Genomic DNA, 24,933 nt, shown 5'->3' on the forward strand with positions numbered 1-24,933 from the left:
CATAATTCAGCATAAATAAAGGTTATTTTATTAAATATAATTTTGGTAAAAGAAGCTAATCCATCAAAAGACTTCTACTAAAATCTTCTCCAAAATAAAAAAAGTCTACGTTACTTATGTGGGTGTAACGTAGACTTTTATTGTTAGGTTTAAATAATAAAAACATTTATTATTACTTATATTTTATGATACAATGCAGTCTCTTTTCATTTAATAATCAACTCTCAACAGCAATATATACATCCATATAACAAACACCATCTTTATCATATATCTTTTCAAAGCAAGATAGAATATCTTTAGTTTTCTTATATTTATAACAATTTACTTCCATGTATATCATAAGTGTCTTATATGCATTAGGAATAAGAGTAAATGCTTCTATAAAGGGATCTTTGATTGTAATAATTGCGTATTCTTGTTTTATTTGAGTAATAATTTCTAAGTCATTACTTTCAACTTCAAAATTAGAAGGTAAAATACAAGCAGCAGCATATCCATGCATATGATACACATTTATTTGCTCCTGTGATACGTGTGGAAAATCCCACCCTATAATTTGTGGGTTAATAATTCCATTACTATTAGCCCATTCTGTTATATATTTCATGGCATTTTCTTCTGGTTCTCTACTTATAATTTCATATTTAACAAAAGAAAAGGAATCAACTTCTTTTACTCTGATATTCGAATAGGCTTCATTTATCATGCTTATATCTTCCCTGACTAGCTTATCCATTGAGCATGAAAAAAGATTACAGAGGGATATCACTTTATCCATCTCTGGATAGGTAGAATCAAGTTCCCACTTTGAAACAGTTTGACGAGAAACCCCCATTTTTTCTGCCAACTCTTCTTGAGTCATTCCTTTATACATTTTTCTTAAAAATTGAATGTTTTGTCCAAAGCTCATATTTTAATATCTCCTTTACATTATAATAAACTTATTATAATTGGATTTGCCATTATCTTACACCAACCTTTAACTTCTTTTTTATTATTCTTTGCAACCTTAAGTTGCAACTTCTAAAGTATAATATTAATTTAAAAAATGGTGTATTTAACTTCAAGTAATTAAATCCCTTAAGTCACATCCCTCTCACCATGAGCTTCCATTAACGCTCGAATTTCTGAAATTATATCAGTAATACTACTGATATCTTCTTCTGGAACGCTAGAAATACATAATCTTAAATAATTAAAATCTCTTTTTTCCCATTCTTCTTTCAAAAAGTACTCTTCCATTGAACTTATTAATATTCCTCGGTTTTTAAGATTATTTTTAAGCAAAGTTATATCTATGTATTTAGGTAACTTAGCCCAAATAAATATTCCGTTCTCTGGAACATGCCAAATGAGGTTATTAGGGCTCAGAGTATCTATAATCTCCTTTGCTCTTCTTAGTTTCGCTTCATAGGATTTTTTAACTTTTTTAACGTGTTTTTCGTACATACCTGATTTTATAAAAATATCTAAAGCTGCTTGGGTAAGTTTTGAGGTGTTAAGGTCACTTATATATTTAAGATTTACTACAGATTCGGCTAATTTTTGAGGCAGTACAGCTACCCCTAATCTTAATCCAGGCATGAAGGTTTTAGAAAAACTCTTTATATAAACCGTACTTTTAGTTATATCATAATAATGAATAGGCATAGAACCCTTCTTATATCCTAAATCAGCTAAATAGTCATCCTCTATCACAATGATATTATACTTATTACAAAGTTCAGCAATTTTTTTCTTGTTATTTTCAGTGAGACTATACCCTGTTGGATTATGATGTCTTGGTATTACATAAAATGCAGCGATATCACCTTTCTTAAATAACATCTCAATCTTCTTAAAATCAAATCCATCTTCTTTTCTTTCAATTCCCACAACATCTACTTCTAAATAACTAGCTAAGTTTAATGCAATGCTATATGTAGGAACTTCTACAAGTAACTTTCCTTTATTATTTTTAAAAATAGACTGAAATACCAAACTTATAGCCTGCTGTGCTCCATGAGTCACAATAATCCTGTCTGAAGTTGTATATACCCCCTTGCTTTCAAATTCATTCTTAAGTGATTCTCTAAAAGACAGCAATCCAATAGTTGATTCGTAATCAAGTAAGGTGCTTTTATACTCTTCTATTGCATTATTAATTGAATGTGCAAATTCTCTATAGGGAATCAGTTTACTATCTGGTTTCACCGTAGCAAAATCTATTTTTTTATTTTGCCTAGAAGAATTATTTTCAGAATCTACAAGATAAAATCCACCTCGTGGAATGCTATATACCTTATGCTCTCTTTCAAGTTCATTGTATGCTTTATTTACAGTGATTTTATTTAATGAAAGCTTTGAAGCAACTTCCCTACAACTTGGAAGACGCATGTTTTTCTTTATTTTGCCTTCTTTAATTTCTTTAAATATAAATTCTTTAACTATATCTGTTTTACTTATGTTATTCATAATTCCTCACCTCAGTTCTGTAGTAGTACAGATTTTATTTTCCATAATTGAACTACTATACTTTATATTATATACTCAACCTATACCAATTAAAATAGTAAGGAATAAAAGAGGTGTTAGTATGAAAAATGAAATGATATTAGTACAAGTAGCCCAATATGAAGAAATAATAAAAAAGTTAAAGGAGATTCCTTTTAATACAATGTTTGCATGTGCTGTACTAGAATCCAAAACCCCTGGAAGTGTTTTTGTTGATAATATTTACGAACCTAAAACTTTTTATATTGCTAATTTTTACGGAATGTCTCTCTTATTTGGAGAAACTGAAAATGAAGCTTTTAACCAAAGTCTTTCTGATTATATATTAAATGTAGTTCACAATAGAATAAAACCAGAATGGCTTCAAGTGTATCCTGATAAGTGGAATGATAAATTAAAACAAATATTAAATAATAGGATAATAGATTATTCTGAATTAGAACACACAAATGATAAGAAAAATCTTGATATACTCATTGAGAAAAATAGAAAAAGTCATGTGATTAAATGGACAAGAATAAATCTTAAATATAAAGAATTTAATGTAAATTCAGAACCTCCAGCTAAGTATAGTATTAAGCAAATAGACTCAGATATTTATGATAATATTGAAGGTGCCGTTATACCCAAATATCTTTGGAATTCTAAAGAGCAATTTCTAGCTGATGGCATTGGATATGCCTTAATGAAAGATAATGATATAGTATCTATAGCCTTTTCTTCCTGTATAATTGGAAATTATTTAGAGATAGGTGTAGAAACCTCAAAAAGTTATAGAGGTATGGGATTAGGGAAATATGCATGCATTGAGATGTTGAACTTCTGCAAAAATAATAACTATGTGCCTGTTTGGGCTTGTCATAAAGAAAATATGGGGTCATTTAAGTTAGCAAAAAGTATAGGTTTTGAAGAGTGTGCTGCCATTCCTTATTATGAACTTCTATCAATTAAATAGCATTGTAAGTTAATAAAAATTAATGTTATACTAAATTTATAACTTTAATTTACATTGCTGGCAAAAGAGGTGAATTTTATGAAATTTACTATTGATTTCACTCCATGCAAAGTCATTAAAAATAGAGATTGCATGGAGTAATAATCTATTAAATTTTGACTTTGCATCTTAATTACTAACTATAATTAAGGAGTGGAGTTAAAATGAAAAACTTAAAATTTAATAATGAGTTAAAAAATTTTTATATATTACAATTAGGACAATTTATTTCGCAATTTGGTAATAAAATGACTAGTTTTGCATTAGTTATGTGGACATACGAAAATAGTGGTTCTGTGATATCCGCATCAGCTTTAACCATTTGTACATTACTTCCGTCTATATCACTTAGTTTTTTTGCAGGTAGTTTTATTGATGGTTGGAATAAGAAAAAGGTAATGCTCATATCTAATGTGATTGCAACTATTTTTTCTTTGATAACATTAGTATTAATCTCTTTCAATCAATTAAATATTAGTTACTTATACTTAATTAACTTTACCTTAGGCGTGGTTGATGCCTTTCAAGAACCAACCTCAAATGTTGTGATATCAATAATAGTTTCAAAGGAACATTACACAAAGATAAGTGGTATTCGTTCTTTTACAACTTCCTTTAGTACCACATTTGTGCCTATTGTTTCTACAGGACTTTATGCTTTGGTAGGGCTAAAAGTAATTATTATTTTTGATTTGTTCAGCTTTATATTTGCATTTATATCTTTGTTATTTTTTGTGAGTATTCCAAATAATATTATAAAAAATAATGATAAAAAAGAAAGTTTTTTTGCAAACTGCAAACAAGGAATTAATTATATTCTAGGTAGAAAAGATATTTTCCATCTTATAATTTTTATGGCCTTTGTAAACTTTATTGCATCTATATATAACAGTAACTTAGCACCTATGATTTTATCTAGGAATGGAAACAATAAATTAGAACTTGGTATGGTTAGCAGTATGATAGGTGTAGCTGGAATTATTGGAAGTATCATTGTAACATTAATGAAACAGCCAAAGAAAAGAATTCCTGCCATTATCAATACAATGATATTTTCCTTCTTAATATGTAACAGTATGCTGGGAATTGGTCGTAACTATCAGATATGGATGATTGCTGTTTTTTTAGGAAATTGTTTAATTCCATTTTTAATAGCTAACGTGGAATATATTATTAGAACAGAAATACCAATAGAAATGCAAGGACGAGTTTTTTCAGCGAGAAATACCTTACAATACTTCTCTATACCAGTTGGCTACATCCTTGGTGGTGTTTTAACTGATAAACTACTAGTTCCATTTATGAACAAGCCTTCAACTCTACAATTATTTTTTTCTTATATTGTTGGTAATGGCACAGGATCAGGTAATGGTTTAATCTATATTCTAATAGCTCTCCTAGGCTTTTTAGGATGTTGTTTCTTTAAATTTGATAAACATTTAAAATCTTTAGATAATTAAATGAGAAAAATAGCCTTAGACAAATCACTTTAATGTCTAAGGCTATAAATTTTGAAAATCCGATCTGATCTATTATAACTATATTGTTTGTTTAGCAGATACAACAGTTATCTCTAATACCCTGCTTATGAAAGAAAATTTTTCTTTCATCATATCAAAATCTGAACCTTCTTCAAGGTATTTAGCAGTTCCTTCTATTAAGAATCCTGCTCCCATATGGGTATGTCCCATTACTTCTTTACTTCCTAAAGTTACCTTAACTTTATTATTTTGTTCTATGTTTTTTTGAGTTTTTCTCATTCCACCTGCTGGTATTAATAGTCTTCCATCTTCAGTAGCAACAAGATATGAATTCCAAGTATTAACTACATGCGCTTCGTTGTTACTACAAGATACTATAGCTACTACCCCTTCATGTGATATAACCTCAAGTAATTTTTCATTTAACATTTAAATTCCTCCTATGCGATTCTGCAAATTTAACTACATTAAAATTTTTAAAAGCCTTAATTTGTGCACATTGACTTTCCTATGAGATAATTATACAATCAAAGTGTAATCATCAAAAGTGCCAATTCTTTTTATTTTATTGGATACAGTTTGTACGGAGGGTGTTTTAAAGAATGATTGTTTTAAATAGTAATTCATCAGTCCCATTATACTTGCAAATATATGAACAAATAAAAAAAAGTATAGTTTCAGGAGAACTTTCGGAGGGCAGTAAACTATATTCAACACGAAGCCTTGCTACATCATTAAATGTCAGTAGAAATACAGTTGAAAGTGCTTATCAACAGCTTTGTTCAGAAGGATATATTAAAAGTAAAGCAGGTAGCGGATATATAGTTGAAAAACTAGATAGTATGTTAATTGCTAAGTTAAAGAGAGAGCCTTCTATAAATATTGAAGAATCTAAAATTAAATTATCTGATGTTAATTATGATAATAATTATAAATATAATTTCAAATATGGAGATCTAAGTGCTTCTGATTTCCCTTTAAATCTATGGAAAAGATTATCAAATAAATGTTTAGTATCTATTGATGCCGAGATGATGACATCCTACACAAACAATAAAGGTGAAGAAGGATTGCGAATAGAAATAATAGATTATTTACATAAATCTAGAGGTGTCTCCTGCACACCAGAACAAATTATTATTACTTCTGGCTTCGAGCAATGTTTAAGTTTATTATGCCAAATGTTTAGAAATACTTCTTCTAAAATAGCTGTAGAAGATCCAGGCTACAGAGGTGTGAAAGAGATTTTATATAACCACGGTTTTGATGTCGTTCCAATTAGCTTAGAAAATGATGGAATAAATCTTAAGGAACTGGAAAGCTGTTCTGCAAAAGTTGTTTATGTAACGCCATCTCATCAATTCCCCACTGGGTCAGTGATGCCTATTCAAAAAAGATTACAACTATTAGATTGGGCAAGAAGAGTAAATGGAATTATTATTGAAGATGATTATGACAGTGAACTTCGTTATAACTCTAGACCTATACCTTCAATACAAGGTGTTGATTCAAAAGACTATGTCGTATATATTGGAACTTTTTCAAAGTCTTTGTCTCCAAGCTTACGATTAAACTACATGATATTACCTCAATCATTGTTAGAAAGATATGATAAATTATTTAGTACATACCAAACTTCTGTTCCAATAGTTGAACAAAAAATAATTCAACAGTTTATGCATTTAGGCCATTGGGAAAGTCATCTGCGAAAAATATCTCTTAAAAATAAAAGAAGACATGATATCTTAATCCATTCCATCAATGAATTTATGGGGGATAATGTTATTATTCATGGTAAAAATGCAGGTTTACACGTTTTGCTAGAAGTAAATAATGGATTATCTGAAGAAGAACTAATAGAAAAAGCTAAAGAATATGGTGTTTTAGTTTATCCAGTGTCCATATTTTGGTTGCAAAAAAATAAATACACTAATAATATGGTTTTTATTGGTTTCGGTAGGATGACTGAAAGTGAGATTATTGAAGGTATTCAGCTCCTTAGTGAAGCATGGTTTAGTAAGAATAAAACTTCTTAAGAAGTAATCTTTAAAAGAATAAAAGAAGTTAGCTTCTTTTATTCTTTTATTCTAAAAAATATAAGAATATATAGTAATAATGCGCTTTTAAAGCCTTTTAGTTACTATTAAATAAGTTTTTCTTCTATAATAAATCTAGTTGGCCAGAATTCATAAAGACTAATTGATTCAATCCTTCCCCTAAAGCCTTTAAAGTTTTCGGAGACTAAAGGTAATGCTCTTTGAATAACGTCAGGGCTCTCTATTAGCATAGTTGTATGGGCTGTCCAATCTAAATCGTCAGCATAGTTACTACTAAAATACTTTTGTAAATTTAAAAGTTCATGATTAACTAAAGGTGCTATAAATAAAACATCAAGCCCAAACAATCCTATATTATTTAACTTTATATCAAAGCTATGAAAGTTATTAGAAACTTTCTTTATTTTTTCTTTTAGAATTTCTTCTTCTGATATTTTAAAAGTTCCAAGTGTAATATGATTAGGAAGACTAGGCGTTTGCTTTCCTACAAAACCATTGTCTAATAATATATTTTGAATTTTCTTTAGCTTCTGTTCAGTTTCTTCATCATATTGTGCCATAACACATAAAAATTTATCCTTCATAATATAGATCCCCTAATAAAATATTTCACAAAACTTTTCACCATAAGGAACGTTATTCCTTTTAAAATCATCAACTACCTTTTGTTTATCATACCTTAACTGTTTATAAGTAATGTTAACCAGTTCATTGTCTATCTCCATAATAATGAACTTCACTATACCATCCTTGCCGCACCCAAAAGCTCCAGGATTTAATATGTTTTTTAATGACCAATTTGTAGCATACAGAGGTAGATGAGTATGTCCAATTAAAACATAATCAACATCCTCATCATAATCACCTATAAATTCTTCTAAACTTTTCTTTTTATATAAAAGTGGAAACTCAATAATACTGTTTGTCCTTGAATGCAGCATAAGAATCTTTTTGTTTTTAATATTAATTATTCTTTTAAAAGGTAGCTTTTCTAATTTATCCATTCTCTCTTCCCCGAGTTTATGAATAACCCAATCTTGATGCTCCACTTCCTCTTTAGGAAACTTCATTAATTCTCTATTAAATAGGACATGTTCATTATTACCCATAATGTTTATAAATCTTTTGTCATTCATAACAATATCAAAAACTTCTACCGGATTTGGTCCTATTTGAAGAAAATCCCCCACATTTAAAATCTTTGATACTTCACATTCTTTACTTATGTGATCCATAAAAACCTGCAATGCATGAATATTTGCATGAATGTCTGCAAATACTGCTATTCTCTCCATTTATGTTCTCCCCTTTTAAACTTGTAATTTACATACCTAATTCTTCAAATTCACCATTAGGAATACTTATGTTAAATTCAAGACTTGTATTCTCGTCAGCGACTATTTTGATTTTATTAAGTCCTTTCTTAATTTGCATAGGATTTGTTGCATAATCAACTACTTCTGAATCTTTAGTAGTTTCTATAATAGTCGTAACTGAACTATCAGGATAGATTAAAACTAATTTTGATTTTCCACTGGATACATTTAATAGATAGGTTATATCTAACACTGTATCTTTATCAGCCTCATAAGTCCAAATTGTATCCATTCCTTCTATTTTTTCTATTACTCCCTTAAATTTTTGACCATCAATACTTTGCTCCTTAACATCAAGATTAAAACTATTTGTATCACTTGATATTTTTTCATTATCGTTATAAATGGAAGTCATATAATTTTTAGAACATCCAATTAATAACATGGATATCAGTATAAAAATCATCACATATTTATTTTTATTCACCCTTATTCCTCACTTTCAAATTTGCTATTTATCTATTACTCAAATTTTCTCTTACTCCCATTATAACATATTTTGTAAATTCATTATAATTTGTTTAGGCTTTTCCTACGTTGATTGTTCTTAGATATAAATAAACCCTTAACAATCCTGATTGGAAAGTCAAGGGTTAAATTTTCTATGTTTTGTTTTCTATCAGCAACTTCAAGTGAGTTTGCAGGATTATCTTCTTCTAAAATGTCCTTTGAGGTTGTAGCAACAAAACCAACACAGTTGTTTTAATTACTTAACTAAATTATTATACCTTCAAAATGATCCATTTCATGTTGAATTATTTGTGCTACAAATCCATTAAACACTTGCTTTTGCTTCTTAAAACTTCTATCAAGATATTCCACCTCTATAGTCTCATACCTCTTTGTTTTTCTAAAGCCAATTAAAGATAAGCAACTTTCTTCTGTTTCATAAGGCTTCTCTTTCTTTAATATAACTGGATTTATCATAGGCACAATAAGTTTTCCTGCAGTAAATACCAATATACGCTTTTTCACTCCAATCATATTGCCAGCCAATCCAACACAATTCTCTAAATTTGCTCTTAACGTATCTATTAAATCATCAATTACTGCTATATCATTTTTAGTTGCCTCTTCTGATTTTTGTCCTAGAAACAAAACATCTTTTACTATTGGTTTTATCATAAATTTATACCTCTTTTTAGTTATATTTTTTCTGACATACTTGATATTAACTCTAGTTACATCTCTTCATAAAATCACTTTTGTTTAGTGTTATTGGAGTTACAGGTTCATCATAAAAAGCTTCTGCTTCTCCAATGATTTTACATCCATATTTCATTAACATATTTACAGTTGCATCTCTTGCTTCAATATAGATTTCTTCAGTATAAGAATTAAAAATTTCTTTTAATGAAAACATCGCTAGCTTCTGGCCGATTCCTATACCTCTTAATCTTTTATCAACAGCAAATCTTCCCCAATGCCATTTATCTTTTTCTTTCCAAGCTGCTGTTACTCCAATAATATCTTCTCCTACTCTTGCACACCACCAAACTGGTTTTAAGTTATCATTAACTGGAACCAATTCTGCTGGAATGCTTTGCTCATTAGTAAATACATCTGTTGCTAATTTAATTGCCTCTGCCTTATAATTTTCTGAGATTCTTTCTATTAATATTCTAGCATCATTCTTTTTAAGATTATTTTTTAATGCAAGAATACGAAATGTTCTAAAGGCTCTTATAATATCTTCTGTATCCTCACTATCTCCTAAATTTAGAATTTCATTAATAAATTTATTTGCTTTATAATCTCCATCATTTATAGCTGCCATCCCTAATGGAAGAATACAAATATCTTTCATTCTTTTATCAGTTTCGGACTTTTTCAGTTCTAAATAATTTTTAGTTTCTAAATTGTTAATTATTCTACTTAGTGAAGCCTTATCAATACCCAAATTTATTAATAGTTCATTAAAAGGAGTTTTTCCATTTAGTTTTAGATAGTTTAATATGTGAGCTTGAGCAAGTGTCATGTCAGAATTTAAGCAATTGCGATTAAGTAAACCTAATTCTCTCACTATTAATCTTACCTCTTTTCTAATTATTTCTTCCTTATTCATACCTGCCTCCAAATTAGTTGATATTATCAATAATTATACTTTCTTTTTATATTTGTAGCAAGTAATGAGATATTAATTAGTTTTGTATTCTTCTTAAAACAAAAAAGAAGGAGAACCTCCTCCATTGTTTTTATTATTATCCTTTATTCATACTTATATTGTAACACCCTTTTGGTTTAAAAATTTTAATAAATCACTCTTCAGCTTCACAACTTCGTTGGTTGCATTACTTGCATAATCTGGTAGCATCATATCCTTCACAAATTTAGCTCTTAGCCATATATTAAAGAAAAAATCCAGAACAAAATTAGGACATTTAAGCATAATTTTAAATACAGGTGGATTAATATCAACTCCAGCTTTTTGTATTGCCCTTAAATACGTTTTTAAAGTGGTTGTTATTTTGTGTGCTTTTTTTTCATCACTTATATTATTTTCAAAATATAAACCGCCCAAAAGTGCAATATCCGATATTGAGTGTGTTATTAGATAGGCTTCCATATCCTTATTAATTGTGCAGGGAAGTTTTGCTGTTTTAAATATTTTTGATAGGTTTTCTATACGTTCTGTCTCTAAGCCACTAATTTCTCCAACCATAGTAGCTATTAGAAACTTTGGCGCAAATCGAGCATACAGTATTCCATCTTTAATCTGCCCGCCAAAACCAGGAAAAGCTGGTAAAATCCTATCTCCAACAATATTTTGCCAGGTCGAAAACCCCATCGAAGAATTTGTCATCATAACTATATTTTTGCTTTGATTGTCTTTTAGTGCCAATAAAGCTGATTCGGATTGATCGTAATGAACTGTAACGAAAATAAAATCATATACATCATCATTCTCAAGCTTATCAATGACATTTACTTTTATAGATTTAACCTCACCTTTTTCACTATATTGTAGACCATTTTCTTTCAATGATTTAAATCTATTAGAACGTGCAAAAATTGTAACATCAAGCCCTGCTTCAATGAATTTCATTGCGTATATGCTTCCTATAACACCTGCACCAAAAATTAAAATTTTATCTTGTTTTACTAACATAAAAACCACTCCTACTTATTCATAATATTCTCTATTGACTATCAGACAACGCGTTGTATAATAGGATTGTAAATCTTTATTATGGCTTTATCAACCATCAGATTTTTATTATTTGTTGGATGATTTTTTGCTAAAGGAGGCTAAAATGAAAAAGCAACCCGAAATTACAGAAAAAACAAGACAAACCTTTATAGATGTTTTTTGTGAGTTATATAGTCAAAAGCCTATCGAAAAAATATCTATTAAGGATATTACAAGCAAGGCAGGATATAACCGCAGCACATTTTATCAATACTTCTCTGATATTTATGAACTGTTAGACTTTGTTGAAAATGATTTATTGAGCTACATAAAAGAGGAATTTATGAATAAGAAACCATCTACTGATCCTATACAAGATGCACTGCATTGTTTAGAAAAAAGTGATCACATCTCAACTCTTAAGGCACTTTTGGGTGATTATGGGAGTGTTCATTTTTTAGCACGCTTGAAAAAAGAAATTCCATTTGATAGATTAGCCTTGAACTTACCAGAATATAATTTTTTAAGCCCCTACTTGATTGAGTTTCACATATCAACATCACTTTCCTTATTTCGTCTTTGGCTCCAACAAGGAAAGGATCTACCTGAAGAAGATTTGATAAAGTTAGTAGATAACCTATATAAAAATGGGATAACGCCATATTCTAAAAAATGATGTGAAACAAACCTATGCTAAATGAGGTTTCTTATAATAACTAATAGTGCTCTGTTTTTATTTAATCATACTATAAATTACTACCCTACTTACCAACAAGTAATTAACTTACTTTAAAGTGCATTATTGTTATATTATCATTGCTTTGATATATTAGTTTTATCAAAATTGAAGGGATGATTTACATGGATAAGAATATAAAAGTATTATATTTTAGCCCTACTGATGGAACTAAAAAAATTGTAAAGTCTATAGCTAATTCTATAGATTCAAACTACGAAGAATTTAATATTACATTACCTCAAAACAGAGTTAATAACATAACTTTTTCCAGTGATGATTTAGTTATAATAGGTATGCCAACTTATGCGGGAAGATTTCCAAGATTACTACATAATTATTTAGACAAGATTATTGCTAATAATACACTAGGAGTATTTATATCTACTTATGGTAATAGAGATTATGAAGATGCACTTCTAGAACAATATGATATTTTTACGTCAAAAGGATTTATAGCATTAGGCGCAGCAACATTTATTACAGAACATTCATCAACAAATAAATTAGCTACAGGAAGACCAGATGTTGAAGATTTAAAAATTGCAACTGATTTTGGATTAGCTATTACAAAAAGATTAAAAGAAATTAATTCTTTAACAGATTTAGATACTTTATTATTACCTGGTAATAGACCTTTTGTGATAAAAAATATTCCTATGGTACCAATGGTTCCAGAAACTAATGAAAAGTGTGTTACATGTGGTATATGTGCAAAACATTGCCCCACTTCAGCTATAGATTTTTCTGACTGCAGAACTATTGATTCATCTAAATGTATAAAATGTAATAGTTGTATAAAGAGGTGTCCTCTACACGCTAAAGCTATGACACATACAGCATATAAAAATATGCAGGACATGCTTATAGCTAATTTTTCCAACAAACCAAGAAAACCAGAACTATTCTTAACTTAAAAGGTTAATCTGTACCATTATAAGCTTGGCACGGATTAACCTTTTTATTACTTTGGAAAATTTAAATTCTCATTTATATTAATATTATACTGTTCTGTAAAATTACCTTTGTTCTGCATTCCCCAATCAAACATAGACTTCATTACTGGATATAAACCTTCACCTAATTCTGTTAACGAGTATTCTACCTTGATTGGTACCTCAGATGAATAAACATCTCTTCTTATAAATCCATTACTTTCTAATTCTTTTAATTGTGTTGTCAAAACTTTCGCACTTATATTTTCAATTTCTTTTTGGAGTTCACTAAATCTTTTTTTGTCCTTTCTTAACTTACACAAAATTATAAATTTCCACTTATCACACAATAATGAAACCACCAATTCTATTGGGTATTTTATATTTCGATTTTTCATAAATTTATCATTCTTCCTTATTGACTTTATCTTTTAATTTATATCTTATTACTAAATTCTCATCTCAATTGATACCTTATAATCTCTCCTGCTCTCGCAATAATTTCCTTGTTCATTTTTTACCTCCATTAAGATTTTCAATTCATTTATCTACTCAATTATTGTATTTATAGATGAAAGATCTATCTCCACCATAGTCCCCTCATTTACATTAGATTTAATGGTTATTTTATGAGACAGTTTATCTAAAATCTTTTTACAAAGATAAAGCCCTATTCCAGTTGCCTTTTTATCCATCCGTCCGTTGTATCCTGTGAATCCTTTTTCAAATACTCTAGGTAAATCTTCTTCAGCTATCCCTATTCCTGTATCCTCAATTATAAGAACTTTTTCTTTGGTTTCATGCATACGAATTGATATTTTGCCGCTTCTTGTATATTTTAAAGAGTTAGAAAGTATCTGTTCAATTACAAATGAAAGCCACTTTTCATCAGTGAGTACTGTACAATCCATATCAATTAACTCAAGTGATATATTTTTTCTTATAAACATATGAGCATATTTTCTAACACTTTGCCTTATTATATTTAATAATTTATAATGTTGAAATACCAAATCAGAATAGGATCCATCTATTTTTAAATAACTAAGCACCATTTCTACATATTGTTCAATCTTAAAGGTTTGTTCTAGTAATTCTTTATTTTCTTCTCTCTTATCACTTTGAAGAAGCAGTCTCATTGCTGCTATTGGTGTTTTTATTTGATGAGCCCAAAGGGTATAATAATCAATCATCTCACTTTGTTTAATATCTGTTTTTGAGATGAGTTCTGTACTTTGCTCATAAAGTCTTTTTAAAATATTTTGGTAATCAGCTTCTATTAAATTATCAGCTAAAGGCATATTATCGATTCCTAAATTAACATGTTTTTCTATATAAGCTAGCCCTTTATGCTTTTTATAATATCTATTAAAATCGAAACCAATAAAAAAAGCTCCTACTACAGCTGACAAAAGAAGTCCATAGAAAATTGTTTCAAAGGGTAATGAATATAAATAGAAAACTACTACAAATATAGAAATGAAAATACAGTTAATTATTAGTGCTTTTATATGATCTTTAATATAACCTAATATAATGTTCATCTTATTCCACCATATATCCAATACCTTTTTTTGTTTTAACAAAATCTAAAATATCAGCATCTGATAGCTTTTTTCTAAGTCTAGTAACGTTAACAGTTAAGGTATTATCATCTATATAACTATCACTTTCCCAAAGTCTTGTCATTATATCTTCTCTAGAAATGGCTTTACCAACGTTTTCAAATAAAATCTGAAGTATTTTAAATTCATTTTTTGTAAGTTCAATTTTATTATTGTTATATTCAAGACTTGTACTGCTAAGATTTAAAACTACTCCCTTGTGTTCTATGATATCCATTTTTCCACCAAAGGAATAAGTTCTTCTAATAAGTGCCTGAACCTTTGCTACAAGAATATTTAAATCAAAAGGTTTTGAGATAAAGTCATCCCCTCCCATATTTACTGCCATGATAACATTCATATTATCAGACATAGAGGAAATAAAAATTATAGGTACACTTGATATTTTACGAATTTCACTACACCAATGGTAGCCATTGAAAAAAGGTAAAGAAATATCTAATAACACAAGTTGTGGATCAAACTCTATAAATTGAGCGATAACATCCTTAAAATCAACAACAACTTCTGCTTCGTAACTCCATTGATCTAATCTGTTTTTTATTGATTTTGCAATTATCGTATCATCTTCAACAATCAAAATTTTATACATACCATACTCCTGTTTAATTATAAATTATATATAAACTCCATAATATTATACCATAACATTACATAATTTCTCTTGATTTTTTTGCTAAAAATAACCAAAAGTCATTACAACATTTCCTGTAATGACTTTAAATTCTCGAGATACATAATTTATATAATAAATCCTGTAACTATTGCTAAAACTACAATAATTGGTGCTGGTATTTTTTTAGATATTAATAGTCCCATGGTAATTAGTGTGACAATAATATTATCAATTACTAATCCACTTTTTTGCATTAAAATTACGGCAGCTACTGAAATTAATCCACCAGCAACAGCATTTATTCCTTTTAAGGATACTTTTATTCCTTTAATCTTCTTAAGATTCTCCCATATTGGATAAATAAAGAAGATTAAAAGAAGTCCTGGTAAAAATATTCCTATTCCCCCTGCTAAAGCTCCTAAAACTTGAGTTAATACACTTCCTCCACGTGCTGCCATACCTCCTGCATAAGCGCTAAAGCTAAACATTGGACCAGGTAATCCTTGAACGAGACCATAACCAGTTAAAAACTCTTCGTTTGTCATATATTGATTCACTTGTACGAGGTCACTATGCATAACAGGAACCACTACTTGACCTCCACCAAAAACTAAATAACCATAACGATAAAAACTCTCAAACAAGTGAACTATTTTATTATCCCATAATAATGTAAGAGCAATACTTCCAAATGTTATAACAACAAAAGCAATTAAATAGACCCAAGGGGGATTTATTTTAACTCTATTCCAAAGATTTTTCTCTTTAGAAGTTATAATACTAACAACTCCACCAATAATTAAAACCAGTGGAAAAACCCAAGCCTCACGAATAAAATAAGTTGTTATAGCACCAAGTAGGAATAATCCTATGGTAATCTTATCTGTTACAACTTTTACACCAATTCTATATGCTGCTACCACAATAAATCCTACAGCCATTGGACCAATATAACGGAGTCCAGCTTCAGATATATTTTTGCTATTCAAAAATTGATATATGAAGGAAAGCAAGGTCATCACTGTAATTACTGGTAGTGCCCAAACTAACATTGTTAAAAATGCTAAAAATGGTCCCCCAACTTTATAACCTATAGCTACAATGGTTTGTGTACTACTAGGGCCTGGAAGAATACTACATAAAGCAATTAACTCTACCAATTCTTCTTCCTTTAAATACTTTTTCTTTATTACCATTTGATCTGTAAACACACTGTAATGAGCTTCTGGGCCTCCATAAGAACCTAAAGAACAAATAAATACATCCTTCAAAAAACTTCCCCAGCCAACTCTATTTTCTTTTTTAATATTTTCATTGAATCCCATAATTTAGCCTCCTTCCAATCTTAATTTAGTATCTCTATATTACTTGAATTTAGAATAACTCAGTGATATAATGATATCAGACACTGATATCGAGTGCCGATATCTAAATTATACATAGGAGTGATATATAATGCAAGAACAAATTTTAAGAAAATTTTTCTTAGGTTTTATTCAAATCCATATTCTTCATCATGCAAAAAAAGAACCCTTTTATGGCTCTTGGATGATAGAAGAACTTAGAGAACATGGTTATGATATGAGTCCTGGGACTCTATACCCTCTACTTCATGGGATGGAATCAAAAGGATTATTAGAAAAAGAAGAAAAATTGGTAGACGGAAAAATAAGAAAGTATTATAAAAGCACGAAATTAGGTGATGAAATATTACAAGAGGCACGTAAGAAGGCCTATGAGTTATTTAAAGAAATAAAAGAGTAATCATAAATATAATAATTCCCCATTGATAACTTATATGATTACCAATAGGGAATTTTATTATAGCTAAATTTATATATTCATTATTTTAATTACTTCCACACTTCTTTAGCTATTTCTTGTATTAATTTAAGTTTTGCCCACTGCTCTTCTTCTGTTATTTTGTTTCCTTCCTCAGTAGAAGCAAAACCACACTGTGGGCTTAGGCATAAGCGATCTAATGGAACATATTTTGAGGCTTCCTTAATACGGTTTATTATAGTTTCTTTATCCTCAAGCACTGGAGATTTTGTTGTTATAAGTCCTAATACAACTTTCTTATTACTGTTAACATATTTAAGTGGTTCAAAGTTACCTGAACGTTCATCATCAAATTCTAGGTAAAAAGCATCAACATTTTCATTTTGGAAAAGATCTTCTGCTACAGGCCCATAACCACCTTGGCAAGCCCAAGTAGAATGGAAGTTACCACGACATATATGAGTTGTAATTACTAAGTCTTCAGGCTTATCTTCAATTGCAAGATTATTAACCTTCAGTAATTTATCAATAACCTTTTTTAGTCCAGCTTCATCAGTTCCAAGTATTAGACAAGCATTAGGATCTACGCAAACTCCCCAAGTACAATCATCAAATTGTATATTTCTACAACCTGCTTCATAGAGCTCTTTAATTACTTTTTTATATCCATCAGCAATATCTTGAATTAAATCTTCTTCATTTTCATAAATAGCTTTAGTACTCTCTTGATTTCCAGCCGTTATCATTTGAAATAAAAATTGTGCTGGCGCTGGTATTGTCTGACGTGCAACTCTACCCTCATCTTCATATTGTTTTACAAATTTAAAATGTTCAACAAATGGATGATTTTCAACAGATAATTTTGAAGTAAGGAATGTGTCATCAATTAATGCTGGCTCACCATGGAATGGTATTCCTGTTTTAGTTTTCGCATGTCCAACTCCATTAAATGCCCACATAAAATCAAGATGCCATGAACTTCTTCTAAATTCTCCATCTGTTATAACTTGAAGTCCTACTGCTTTTTGTTTTTCTATCAAATCTATAATAGCTTTATCTTCAACTTTTTTTAATTCTTCTCCACTTATTTTCCCTTCAGCAAACTCACTTCTTGCTTGTTTCAACTCCTCTGGTCTTAAAAAACTTCCTACAATATCATATTTAAAAGGTGCATTATTACTCATTTTACCCTCTCCTAACTTATTTAAATTAAATTGTTTTTTCTCTTTAAAATAAGTATAAGTTATATTTATGATATTTAAAAATACTAAAAAATGTGTGTTTGTTATAGCTTTAAACTATATCAAGCACACATTAATATTCTATTAAACATATTCAGATACGTGTCTTTTTAAAGACTCCATATATGCCTTTCCATACCTACTAAGAGGCATATTCTTTTGAGTAATTGTTCCTATACGCATATACTCATTGACCATAAGAGGTTTAGCTATAATGTTTTCTCCATTTAATTCTTTGCTTATTATTCCACTACTTACTGTGTACCCATTTAAACCAATGGCTAGATTAAACAAGGTAGCTCTATCTCTAACTTTAATATTTCTATTCCGATCAAGGGTACTTAGGATTTCCTCTGAAAAATAAAAAGAATTATAATCCCCTTGTTCAAAAGAAAGATAAGGATAGTCATCTAATTCTTCTAAAGTAAGAACCTCTCTATCTGAAAGCGGGTGTTTTGAGCTAATAAATACATGTGGTTTTGCTATAAAAAGTTCTTGAAACTCCAGTGAGTTTTGCTTAATTAGTTTCATAATAACCTCTTGATTTTTAGAAGAAGTATATAAAATTCCTATTTCACTTTTTAATCTGCTTACATCCTCAATAATCTCATAGGTTTGAGTTTCTCTAAGGGTAAAATCATATTGATTTCCGCCAAATTCTCGAATAACATCAACAAAGGCATTTACCGCAAAAGAGTAATGCTGAGTAGATACCGAAAATCTAGGACTTTGCTTTTTAAGGTTCAAAAATCTTTCTTCGAGTAGGCTAGCTTGCTCAAGAACTTGTCTTGCATAAGCCAGAAATTCATCCCCAACATTTGATACTACAATTCCTTTATTAGTTCTGTTAAATATAGTAATATGCATTTCATTTTCAAGTTCTTTAATAGCCTTAGTAAGGCTAGGTTGAGAGATAAACAACTCCTTAGCAGCTTCACTAATGGTTCCTTTATCCGCAACCGTTACAACATATTTTAACTGCTGTAATGTCATATTTTTCTCTCCCTATTCTTTTCTTAGAACGTCCACCTTATTACTGTAGCATACCATGAAGTGGTTGCATTAAATTCCTCTAGATTCTAATCTTTTCTTAATATATCTAAAGTATGAGCACTTGCCCCTAGTAAATCAGCTCTTTCGCAAGTTGAAAAATGATAATCCATAAAAAGTTTAAAGGTTTCATCATCCATTGCATTTATAGTAGACCTCATATAGTTAGCTGGTCCATCAGCTGCTACTAATTTCACTCTTTGAATACCAACAGCTTCATTAATCTTATTAATATCCTCAATTCTTACATATTCATATAAGTCTTCTGGTTTAGCTACAACATGAAAATCATCAGTCAGCTTTCCATTTTTAATGCTTTCACGAATATTATTTTCCTTAAAGCCATATGTAACTACACTATATTCGTTCATAATGTATGCAACTAAGATAATTCCTCCAGATTTAGTTACTCTTTTTGCCTCTTCTAGAGCTTTTACTTTATCTTCATGAGTGTATAAATGATACATTGGCCCAAATACCAAAGTCACATCAAAAGTATTTTCTGAAAACCTTGATAGATTTAATGCTGTTCCTTGATAAGCCTTTACGTTACTTTCTTTTGACTTTAAAACACCAAGATTGTGTTTAACAAGTTCTACTGCTGTAACATCGTAACCTTCATTTGCTAAAGCAACTGAGTATCTGCCTGTCCCTGCACCAACATCTAAAATCTTTGCTTCTTTATTATTCCCTAGATATTCATGTATATATTTCATAGAGGTTAAAAACTCTACTTGTGCATATTTTCTAGTTAACCTCTTATCTTCACAAAACTTATTATAATGTTTCTCTAATTCAATTGTCATATTTATGTACCTCATCAATTATTATATTATAAGAAAGATTATACTATATTCTTAAAGTTTTCTATAGACAATTTCCTCAATTATCTTTGCCATTTCTTCTGGTAACTCTCTATGTTCATTTTCTAACCATCGTGTTGTTATACTCCAATAACCACCAATATTAAAAAAGTGAGCATAGTAATAACTATCTTGATTATCTTTTGTAAACGCTACTTCATCAGGATTAATATGTTCTACCATTACTGCTACTTTTACCATGAATTCAGGTAATCTATCCCCAATAAAATATAGCATATTTGACTTCTAAAGTAACGATAAAAAGTTCTACGCCTTTTGGCACACTTTTTAAGTATTGTGCCCATTTTTTATCTAAATATTGTAAAATATCTTTATGAGTATTATACTGCATTTATAGAGCTTGGCACAAGTGTGCACATAGGATATTTAATATATTGGGAGGTTATTTTGTGATAGATATAAAGAATGAATTTGAAAAATATAATAGTGTAATGCCAATTCAAAATGCAAATATAAACGGAAGTGATTTTTCATATCGTTATTATAAAAATTTACATCCTGAAAATGATGTTACATTAGTTTTTTTAGCTGGTGGTACGGGGCTTGCTGATGGAGTTTTTCTACTTTGTAGTTCATTTATTAGTAAATATAGCTTACTTACATTTAACTATCCACTAGGTTTTAATACAAATGCTAAACTTGCAGATGCTTTAGCTGAATTACTTTGTCAACTTGACGCTCATAATGTGTATTTGGTAGGTCAGTCCTATGGGGGCTTGTTTGCTCAAGTTATGGCAAAACGTCACCCAAGATTATTAAAAGGTTTAATATTATCAGGTACTTGTTCAATGTATAATGATTTGACGTACAATGGAATTACTAATATAGTGAAATTTATAAATCCCAAAAAACTAAAAAAGAATCTTATGATAGATAAATGTATCCCTACAAAATTGTTAATTCCATTCCTAAAACTTGCATTTAAAAAGGTTGCCCCTAATAAAGAAATTGAACATAAGTTAGCTAGTATAGCTGATATATTAAAAGGATCTATAACAAAAAAATATTGGTATCACATGGATTTACTAATAGGTGACTTAATGAATGAGTATGGAACTCATAAGCCAGAGGATTTTGAACCTTTCTACGATGAAGTGATGATTATTTTCTCTGAAGAAGATACTATCTTTAGTGATGAGCTGAAGAATGCTTTAATTAGATTAATGCCACACCCAACTGTCATAAGTAACATGGAGGGTGGGCATCTTGCCTTACTTATAAACCCTGAGGAATATACAAATAAGATAACTTCATTTATTTCTGAACGAAATTGATAATAAAATTTATTTATATATCAAATTGAAGTAAGCGTGCATTTAAGCTACTTTCCTAACTACAGCTTGAGGCTTAAATATAGTTCTAAAAACCAAACGCACTAATGGTCCTACATAGAAAATTTGTAAAAATAGTGCCATAGGGAAGTTTTTAACTATTGCAGTCAACCATAATAATGGAATATCTATTGTTAATCCATTATGGAGAATAGTAGCTGCTAAACTCATTAAAGGAGCCATTATGCAAACTGTAAATGATGATATAGCAAGTATTATAAATATTGGTTTATCTGTTGGTGATACAATTCTAAATGCAAGTTTTTTGGCTAATTTTCCTACTATTAATTTTTCTGCTATAAAAGCTATTAAATATATTGGCCACATAGCTAGAATAGCTTGTACAAATGTTTCATATTGTAATCCACCTGTTGCAATAGCAATATTATAAACAGTCATAATATATACCATTGGAAATACCATAATTAGTGTAAAAATTATTTCTTCGAATTTTGTTTTTGGCATGTTAACCCTCCTAAATAATAAAATAAAAAACATGTGGTGCTTGTGCGTAAATCAGATTTACGTGCAAAGCACCACATGTTTCGTTGATTATTATATCAATGCAAATTTAAAAAAGTCAAGAAAATTAATTTATATTTTTCTAATTCTCATTTAATGAGTAAATGACTTCGTTAGAAGAATTATATAATTTTATATCGCCCATAAAGATTTTTTCATCGTCTATTTTATTATTAGTTAAAATATAGCTTGATTTATTTTCACCACTTTCCTCTATAGTAACCCCTTCTGATAATTCAACTACTGCTTTTTTAGTTTCTTTTTTCAAGCTTTCATCCATTATAATAATGATTGCATATGGATTTTTAGGTGAAATTCCAGCAACAAAAACTTTACTTTCTTTTTTAGAAACAGAACTCATAATATATCTACTTTGAACTTCTCCTTTATGATCTGAATATAAAGTATAAAATCCAACTTGATTGCCATCATAAAATGGTACAATCGTATATTCATTGTGTATATCTTTTTTATCCAAAAAGCTTATATTATTAGTTTCTATAAATTCCTGAACTTGTGAATCAGTCGGTGCTTTATATGCGTTAGAATCAACCTTAGTTTTATAGTTATAATAAAGTAATAATATCAAAATAGCAGTTCCTATTATTATAAACCACTTATTTATTCCTAGCTTCATCTACATCCCCCATTAACAAAATTATCGCCTAAATATTTATTTAATGATAATACATTAAGCCCCCACTGAATCAAAATGTGACTCTTGTCCATTTTTGAAGACTTTAATATATTCATATTTCTTATCAGGGGTGATCTTAAATATCAACTTATGAAAAACTATTAAATTACCTTAAATTTCTTTAAGGCTTTAGCTATTCCATCATTATTTACCGCATCAGTAACATAATAAGCTATTGACTTTATCTCATCTGTCCCATTTCCCATTGCTATTCCATGTTTTACAAGCTTAATCATTTCAATATCGTTTTGGGCATCTCCAAAGGCAAATGTATCTTCTTTTGAAATTCCTAATTTGTTAAATAAGAATTCCACTGCTGTGCCTTTTGATAATCCAGGAAGATGGATATCCATTCTGATATTTGCTTCAACATAAGGATGTACACTCCAGTTTTTTGGTAGTTCTTCTTTAAAAGAAAGCATGTCTTCCTCTGTTTCAAATAGTACTGTAGACATGTTAGCATGTACATCTTCAATCTCCCATGATAAAAATGCATCTTTAGGTTTATCTTTTGTACCTAAAAATAATTCTCTATGTTTTATATTCAGAGGATTATCTAAATCATTACTCCATGTACCATCAATTCCACTAAATATATATTCAGCATTATATTTTTTAGAAAGATTTATAATATATTTTATATCTTCTACTGAAAGACAGTTATCATACAATACTTCATCTTTAAAGACTATATAATTTCCATTACAAAATATATATCCATCAAAATCTAAATTAGAAATACTTGTAGGTGCTTTTGACCTTGCAGTTGCTACAACAGTATAATTTCCTTTAGATCTAAACTCATTTAATGCTTTAACAGTACTTTCAGCAGGCTCAACCATTCCAGAAGGCACATCCACCATAGTTCCATCAATATCTAAAAACGTTATCTTATTTGCCATTTCGCCACTCCCCTACATTGTTAATATATATTAATTCTACCATAAGATATAAAAAATTTCGTTTCTTTATATGAAAAACACTGTAAATTCATTTCTGAATACTACAGTGTTTTGAAGTAGATTTATATAGATTTATACTTAATTTTAGCCTTTTAATCCTTTGAGTGACATTACATATTTTCTATAACTACATTATAAGTATCTTCTATTTTGAAAGTTACATTTTTCAGATGACGGTAATAGTTACCCCATTCAGCTGTAAAGCATAATACAGTATAGTCAGGATCATCTATGCCTAATGGATAATACACGTCACACCCTTCTGACCATAACATTTCTTTAGACTCTCTATCTTGTAATATTTCAATTGTACCTACAAGCATAAGTCCAGCAAATTTATTTTCATCAACAAAATATAAGCATGTCTTATTATCTTTTTTTAAAAGTTCTACTCTCTTAGTTGATGTGTTTGTGCTAAGCCAAAACTTCTTTAACCCATCGTACTTTAGTCTCATCATTGATTTTATATTAGGGTATCCATCTTCACCATTTGTACCAACCATAACAATTCCTGAATTTTCAACTAGTTCCTTGCTTTCAAAGATTACTTTCTCATCAGTCATTTTAAAACCTCCCACTAAACTTCCAAATATATTTATATAATGGTAATTTTAGCATATAACTTTAGTTAAGCTCAACATAATTGAATAGATAATTTTTTTAACAAGCAACTATCTCTTTGATATTAAATTCCCTTCCGCTCAATATATCAAAATCATCATTTCCACACTTCGGGCATTTATGGTTTCTCTCTAAGAGATTAAAAACTTTGTTGCATTCTTTGCAGATAGCATTACAGGGTAATACCTCTATTTCAAGTTTTGCATTTTCTAATATTGTTCCTTCTGATGCCATGGGATAACAGGCCTTTATATACCTTGGAACCATAGATGAAATCTCACCTATCTGAAGTACTAGGGTTTCTATCTTTGTTATTGAATTTTGTTTTGCAAACTTTTCTACAGTTTTAACTACTTCAATCATAACTCCAACTTCATGCAATTAAACTCACCTCGTT

Annotated in this window: 29 protein-coding genes; 7 read left to right on the forward strand and 22 right to left on the reverse strand. The window is 29.4% G+C overall.

The window, feature by feature from the left end:
* Positions 1–217: 217 nt before the first annotated feature.
* Entirely contained in the window at positions 218–913 is a 696-nt protein-coding gene (locus L1S49_RS18380; RefSeq protein ID WP_238906852.1) for a helix-turn-helix transcriptional regulator, read from the reverse strand.
* Between the two features lie 170 nt (positions 914–1,083).
* A complete protein-coding gene (locus L1S49_RS18385) occupies positions 1,084–2,457 on the reverse strand; it encodes a PLP-dependent aminotransferase family protein (RefSeq protein WP_238906853.1) in 1,374 nt (457 codons plus the stop codon).
* A gap of 121 nt (positions 2,458–2,578) precedes the next feature.
* Between L1S49_RS18385 and L1S49_RS18390 the strand changes: the two genes are divergently transcribed.
* Together L1S49_RS18390 and L1S49_RS18395 are read left to right on the forward strand one after the other, a co-directional pair.
* Complete coding sequence (locus L1S49_RS18390) at positions 2,579–3,451, forward strand: GNAT family N-acetyltransferase (RefSeq protein ID WP_238906854.1); 873 nt, start codon at positions 2,579–2,581, stop codon at positions 3,449–3,451.
* Positions 3,452–3,654: 203 nt separating this feature from the next.
* A complete protein-coding gene (locus L1S49_RS18395) occupies positions 3,655–4,950 on the forward strand; it encodes an MFS transporter (protein WP_238906855.1) in 1,296 nt (431 codons plus the stop codon).
* A gap of 78 nt (positions 4,951–5,028) precedes the next feature.
* Here L1S49_RS18395 and L1S49_RS18400 read toward each other — a convergent pair whose 3' ends face one another.
* Complete coding sequence (locus tag L1S49_RS18400; RefSeq protein ID WP_021801885.1) at positions 5,029–5,400, reverse strand: pyridoxamine 5'-phosphate oxidase family protein; 372 nt, start codon at positions 5,398–5,400, stop codon at positions 5,029–5,031.
* Positions 5,401–5,573: 173 nt separating this feature from the next.
* Between L1S49_RS18400 and L1S49_RS18405 the strand changes: the two genes are divergently transcribed.
* Positions 5,574–7,007, forward strand: coding sequence for a PLP-dependent aminotransferase family protein (locus L1S49_RS18405; protein ID WP_238906856.1), 1,434 nt, complete (start codon positions 5,574–5,576; stop codon positions 7,005–7,007).
* A gap of 107 nt (positions 7,008–7,114) precedes the next feature.
* Here the strand turns inward: L1S49_RS18405 and L1S49_RS18410 are convergent, their stop codons facing one another.
* From L1S49_RS18410 to L1S49_RS18435, 6 genes are all read right to left on the reverse strand, one after another.
* A complete protein-coding gene (locus L1S49_RS18410; RefSeq protein WP_238906857.1) occupies positions 7,115–7,612 on the reverse strand; it encodes a 2'-5' RNA ligase in 498 nt (165 codons plus the stop codon).
* 12 nt (positions 7,613–7,624) lie between these two features.
* A complete protein-coding gene (locus L1S49_RS18415) occupies positions 7,625–8,323 on the reverse strand; it encodes a metallophosphoesterase family protein (protein ID WP_238906858.1) in 699 nt (232 codons plus the stop codon).
* Between the two features lie 28 nt (positions 8,324–8,351).
* The gene (locus tag L1S49_RS18420; RefSeq protein ID WP_238906859.1) at positions 8,352–8,831 is read right to left on the reverse strand and encodes a hypothetical protein; all 480 of its coding nucleotides are present in this window, start codon (positions 8,829–8,831) and stop codon (positions 8,352–8,354) included.
* 287 nt (positions 8,832–9,118) lie between these two features.
* Positions 9,119–9,529, reverse strand: coding sequence for a peptide deformylase (locus tag L1S49_RS18425; RefSeq protein ID WP_238906860.1), 411 nt, complete (start codon positions 9,527–9,529; stop codon positions 9,119–9,121).
* Positions 9,530–9,581: 52 nt separating this feature from the next.
* Positions 9,582–10,469 carry a GNAT family N-acetyltransferase gene (locus L1S49_RS18430; protein WP_238906861.1) on the reverse strand — a complete coding sequence of 296 codons (888 nt, stop codon included), beginning with the start codon at positions 10,467–10,469 and terminating at the stop codon, positions 9,582–9,584.
* 153 nt (positions 10,470–10,622) lie between these two features.
* Positions 10,623–11,513, reverse strand: a complete 891-nt coding sequence (locus L1S49_RS18435) for a 2-dehydropantoate 2-reductase N-terminal domain-containing protein (RefSeq protein WP_238906862.1) — start codon at positions 11,511–11,513, stop codon at positions 10,623–10,625.
* A gap of 145 nt (positions 11,514–11,658) precedes the next feature.
* On the opposite strand from L1S49_RS18435, the gene L1S49_RS18440 reads away from it, so the two are divergent.
* Both L1S49_RS18440 and L1S49_RS18445 read left to right on the forward strand, forming a co-directional pair.
* Entirely contained in the window at positions 11,659–12,210 is a 552-nt protein-coding gene (locus L1S49_RS18440) for a TetR/AcrR family transcriptional regulator (RefSeq protein ID WP_238906863.1), read from the forward strand.
* 185 nt (positions 12,211–12,395) lie between these two features.
* Complete coding sequence (locus L1S49_RS18445; protein ID WP_238906864.1) at positions 12,396–13,187, forward strand: 4Fe-4S binding protein; 792 nt, start codon at positions 12,396–12,398, stop codon at positions 13,185–13,187.
* Positions 13,188–13,234: 47 nt separating this feature from the next.
* On the opposite strand, the gene L1S49_RS18450 is transcribed toward L1S49_RS18445, so the two are convergent.
* The 4 genes from L1S49_RS18450 to chrA form a co-directional block, all read right to left on the reverse strand.
* Positions 13,235–13,603: a helix-turn-helix domain-containing protein gene (locus tag L1S49_RS18450; protein ID WP_238906865.1), complete on the reverse strand. Its 369-nt coding sequence runs from the start codon at positions 13,601–13,603 to the stop codon at positions 13,235–13,237.
* Between the two features lie 150 nt (positions 13,604–13,753).
* On the reverse strand, positions 13,754–14,749 hold the full coding sequence (locus L1S49_RS18455; protein WP_238906866.1) for a sensor histidine kinase: 996 nt from the start codon (positions 14,747–14,749) through the stop codon (positions 13,754–13,756).
* 1 nt (position 14,750) lies between these two features.
* Entirely contained in the window at positions 14,751–15,422 is a 672-nt protein-coding gene (locus L1S49_RS18460) for a response regulator transcription factor (RefSeq protein ID WP_238906867.1), read from the reverse strand.
* Between the two features lie 149 nt (positions 15,423–15,571).
* Entirely contained in the window at positions 15,572–16,771 is a 1,200-nt protein-coding gene (gene chrA / locus L1S49_RS18465; RefSeq protein WP_238906868.1) for a chromate efflux transporter, read from the reverse strand.
* Between the two features lie 130 nt (positions 16,772–16,901).
* Between chrA and L1S49_RS18470 the strand changes: the two genes are divergently transcribed.
* A complete protein-coding gene (locus L1S49_RS18470) occupies positions 16,902–17,210 on the forward strand; it encodes a PadR family transcriptional regulator (protein WP_238906869.1) in 309 nt (102 codons plus the stop codon).
* Between the two features lie 89 nt (positions 17,211–17,299).
* On the opposite strand, the gene L1S49_RS18475 is transcribed toward L1S49_RS18470, so the two are convergent.
* The 4 genes from L1S49_RS18475 to L1S49_RS18490 form a co-directional block, all read right to left on the reverse strand.
* Positions 17,300–18,412, reverse strand: a complete 1,113-nt coding sequence (locus L1S49_RS18475) for a 5-methyltetrahydropteroyltriglutamate--homocysteine S-methyltransferase (protein WP_238906870.1) — start codon at positions 18,410–18,412, stop codon at positions 17,300–17,302.
* Between the two features lie 141 nt (positions 18,413–18,553).
* Complete coding sequence (locus tag L1S49_RS18480) at positions 18,554–19,462, reverse strand: LysR family transcriptional regulator (RefSeq protein ID WP_238906871.1); 909 nt, start codon at positions 19,460–19,462, stop codon at positions 18,554–18,556.
* A gap of 86 nt (positions 19,463–19,548) precedes the next feature.
* Complete coding sequence (locus L1S49_RS18485) at positions 19,549–20,325, reverse strand: class I SAM-dependent methyltransferase (protein WP_238906872.1); 777 nt, start codon at positions 20,323–20,325, stop codon at positions 19,549–19,551.
* A gap of 51 nt (positions 20,326–20,376) precedes the next feature.
* Positions 20,377–20,619 (reverse strand): TetR-like C-terminal domain-containing protein, encoded by a 243-nt coding sequence (locus L1S49_RS18490; RefSeq protein ID WP_238906873.1) that lies wholly within the window; start codon positions 20,617–20,619, stop codon positions 20,377–20,379.
* Between the two features lie 173 nt (positions 20,620–20,792).
* On the opposite strand from L1S49_RS18490, the gene L1S49_RS18495 reads away from it, so the two are divergent.
* On the forward strand, positions 20,793–21,677 hold the full coding sequence (locus L1S49_RS18495) for an alpha/beta hydrolase (RefSeq protein WP_238906874.1): 885 nt from the start codon (positions 20,793–20,795) through the stop codon (positions 21,675–21,677).
* A gap of 42 nt (positions 21,678–21,719) precedes the next feature.
* Here L1S49_RS18495 and L1S49_RS18500 read toward each other — a convergent pair whose 3' ends face one another.
* The 5 genes from L1S49_RS18500 to hypA form a co-directional block, all read right to left on the reverse strand.
* Positions 21,720–22,199 (reverse strand): DUF2798 domain-containing protein, encoded by a 480-nt coding sequence (locus L1S49_RS18500; RefSeq protein WP_073016514.1) that lies wholly within the window; start codon positions 22,197–22,199, stop codon positions 21,720–21,722.
* Between the two features lie 139 nt (positions 22,200–22,338).
* A complete protein-coding gene (locus L1S49_RS18505; RefSeq protein WP_238906875.1) occupies positions 22,339–22,893 on the reverse strand; it encodes a hypothetical protein in 555 nt (184 codons plus the stop codon).
* Between the two features lie 161 nt (positions 22,894–23,054).
* Positions 23,055–23,855, reverse strand: a complete 801-nt coding sequence (locus tag L1S49_RS18510) for an HAD family hydrolase (protein WP_238906876.1) — start codon at positions 23,853–23,855, stop codon at positions 23,055–23,057.
* Positions 23,856–24,025: 170 nt separating this feature from the next.
* Complete coding sequence (locus L1S49_RS18515; protein WP_238906877.1) at positions 24,026–24,478, reverse strand: pyridoxamine 5'-phosphate oxidase family protein; 453 nt, start codon at positions 24,476–24,478, stop codon at positions 24,026–24,028.
* 97 nt (positions 24,479–24,575) lie between these two features.
* The gene (hypA, locus tag L1S49_RS18520; RefSeq protein WP_238906878.1) at positions 24,576–24,917 is read right to left on the reverse strand and encodes a hydrogenase maturation nickel metallochaperone HypA; all 342 of its coding nucleotides are present in this window, start codon (positions 24,915–24,917) and stop codon (positions 24,576–24,578) included.
* Positions 24,918–24,933 lie beyond the last annotated feature (16 nt).

This window comes from Clostridium sp. YIM B02506 (genome assembly GCF_022324845.1).
In the GTDB taxonomy this organism is placed as follows: Bacteria; Bacillota; Clostridia; order Clostridiales; family Clostridiaceae; genus Clostridium_T; species Clostridium_T intestinale.

Coding starts and splice junctions, on each gene's coding strand:
- L1S49_RS18380 (WP_238906852.1), bottom strand. CDS start 913: ATGAGCTTTGGACAAAACATTCAATTTTTAAGAAAAATGTATAAAGGA.
- L1S49_RS18385 (WP_238906853.1), bottom strand. CDS start 2,457: ATGAATAACATAAGTAAAACAGATATAGTTAAAGAATTTATATTTAAA.
- L1S49_RS18390 (WP_238906854.1), top strand. CDS start 2,579: ATGAAAAATGAAATGATATTAGTACAAGTAGCCCAATATGAAGAAATA.
- L1S49_RS18395 (WP_238906855.1), top strand. CDS start 3,655: ATGAAAAACTTAAAATTTAATAATGAGTTAAAAAATTTTTATATATTA.
- L1S49_RS18400 (WP_021801885.1), bottom strand. CDS start 5,400: ATGTTAAATGAAAAATTACTTGAGGTTATATCACATGAAGGGGTAGTA.
- L1S49_RS18405 (WP_238906856.1), top strand. CDS start 5,574: ATGATTGTTTTAAATAGTAATTCATCAGTCCCATTATACTTGCAAATA.
- L1S49_RS18410 (WP_238906857.1), bottom strand. CDS start 7,612: ATGAAGGATAAATTTTTATGTGTTATGGCACAATATGATGAAGAAACT.
- L1S49_RS18415 (WP_238906858.1), bottom strand. CDS start 8,323: ATGGAGAGAATAGCAGTATTTGCAGACATTCATGCAAATATTCATGCA.
- L1S49_RS18425 (WP_238906860.1), bottom strand. CDS start 9,529: ATGATAAAACCAATAGTAAAAGATGTTTTGTTTCTAGGACAAAAATCA.
- L1S49_RS18430 (WP_238906861.1), bottom strand. CDS start 10,469: ATGAATAAGGAAGAAATAATTAGAAAAGAGGTAAGATTAATAGTGAGA.
- L1S49_RS18435 (WP_238906862.1), bottom strand. CDS start 11,513: ATGTTAGTAAAACAAGATAAAATTTTAATTTTTGGTGCAGGTGTTATA.
- L1S49_RS18440 (WP_238906863.1), top strand. CDS start 11,659: ATGAAAAAGCAACCCGAAATTACAGAAAAAACAAGACAAACCTTTATA.
- L1S49_RS18445 (WP_238906864.1), top strand. CDS start 12,396: ATGGATAAGAATATAAAAGTATTATATTTTAGCCCTACTGATGGAACT.
- L1S49_RS18450 (WP_238906865.1), bottom strand. CDS start 13,603: ATGAAAAATCGAAATATAAAATACCCAATAGAATTGGTGGTTTCATTA.
- L1S49_RS18455 (WP_238906866.1), bottom strand. CDS start 14,749: ATGAACATTATATTAGGTTATATTAAAGATCATATAAAAGCACTAATA.
- L1S49_RS18460 (WP_238906867.1), bottom strand. CDS start 15,422: ATGTATAAAATTTTGATTGTTGAAGATGATACGATAATTGCAAAATCA.
- chrA (WP_238906868.1), bottom strand. CDS start 16,771: ATGGGATTCAATGAAAATATTAAAAAAGAAAATAGAGTTGGCTGGGGA.
- L1S49_RS18470 (WP_238906869.1), top strand. CDS start 16,902: ATGCAAGAACAAATTTTAAGAAAATTTTTCTTAGGTTTTATTCAAATC.
- L1S49_RS18475 (WP_238906870.1), bottom strand. CDS start 18,412: ATGAGTAATAATGCACCTTTTAAATATGATATTGTAGGAAGTTTTTTA.
- L1S49_RS18480 (WP_238906871.1), bottom strand. CDS start 19,462: ATGACATTACAGCAGTTAAAATATGTTGTAACGGTTGCGGATAAAGGA.
- L1S49_RS18485 (WP_238906872.1), bottom strand. CDS start 20,325: ATGACAATTGAATTAGAGAAACATTATAATAAGTTTTGTGAAGATAAG.
- L1S49_RS18490 (WP_238906873.1), bottom strand. CDS start 20,619: ATGCTATATTTTATTGGGGATAGATTACCTGAATTCATGGTAAAAGTA.
- L1S49_RS18500 (WP_073016514.1), bottom strand. CDS start 22,199: ATGCCAAAAACAAAATTCGAAGAAATAATTTTTACACTAATTATGGTA.
- L1S49_RS18505 (WP_238906875.1), bottom strand. CDS start 22,893: ATGAAGCTAGGAATAAATAAGTGGTTTATAATAATAGGAACTGCTATT.
- L1S49_RS18510 (WP_238906876.1), bottom strand. CDS start 23,855: ATGGCAAATAAGATAACGTTTTTAGATATTGATGGAACTATGGTGGAT.
- L1S49_RS18515 (WP_238906877.1), bottom strand. CDS start 24,478: ATGACTGATGAGAAAGTAATCTTTGAAAGCAAGGAACTAGTTGAAAAT.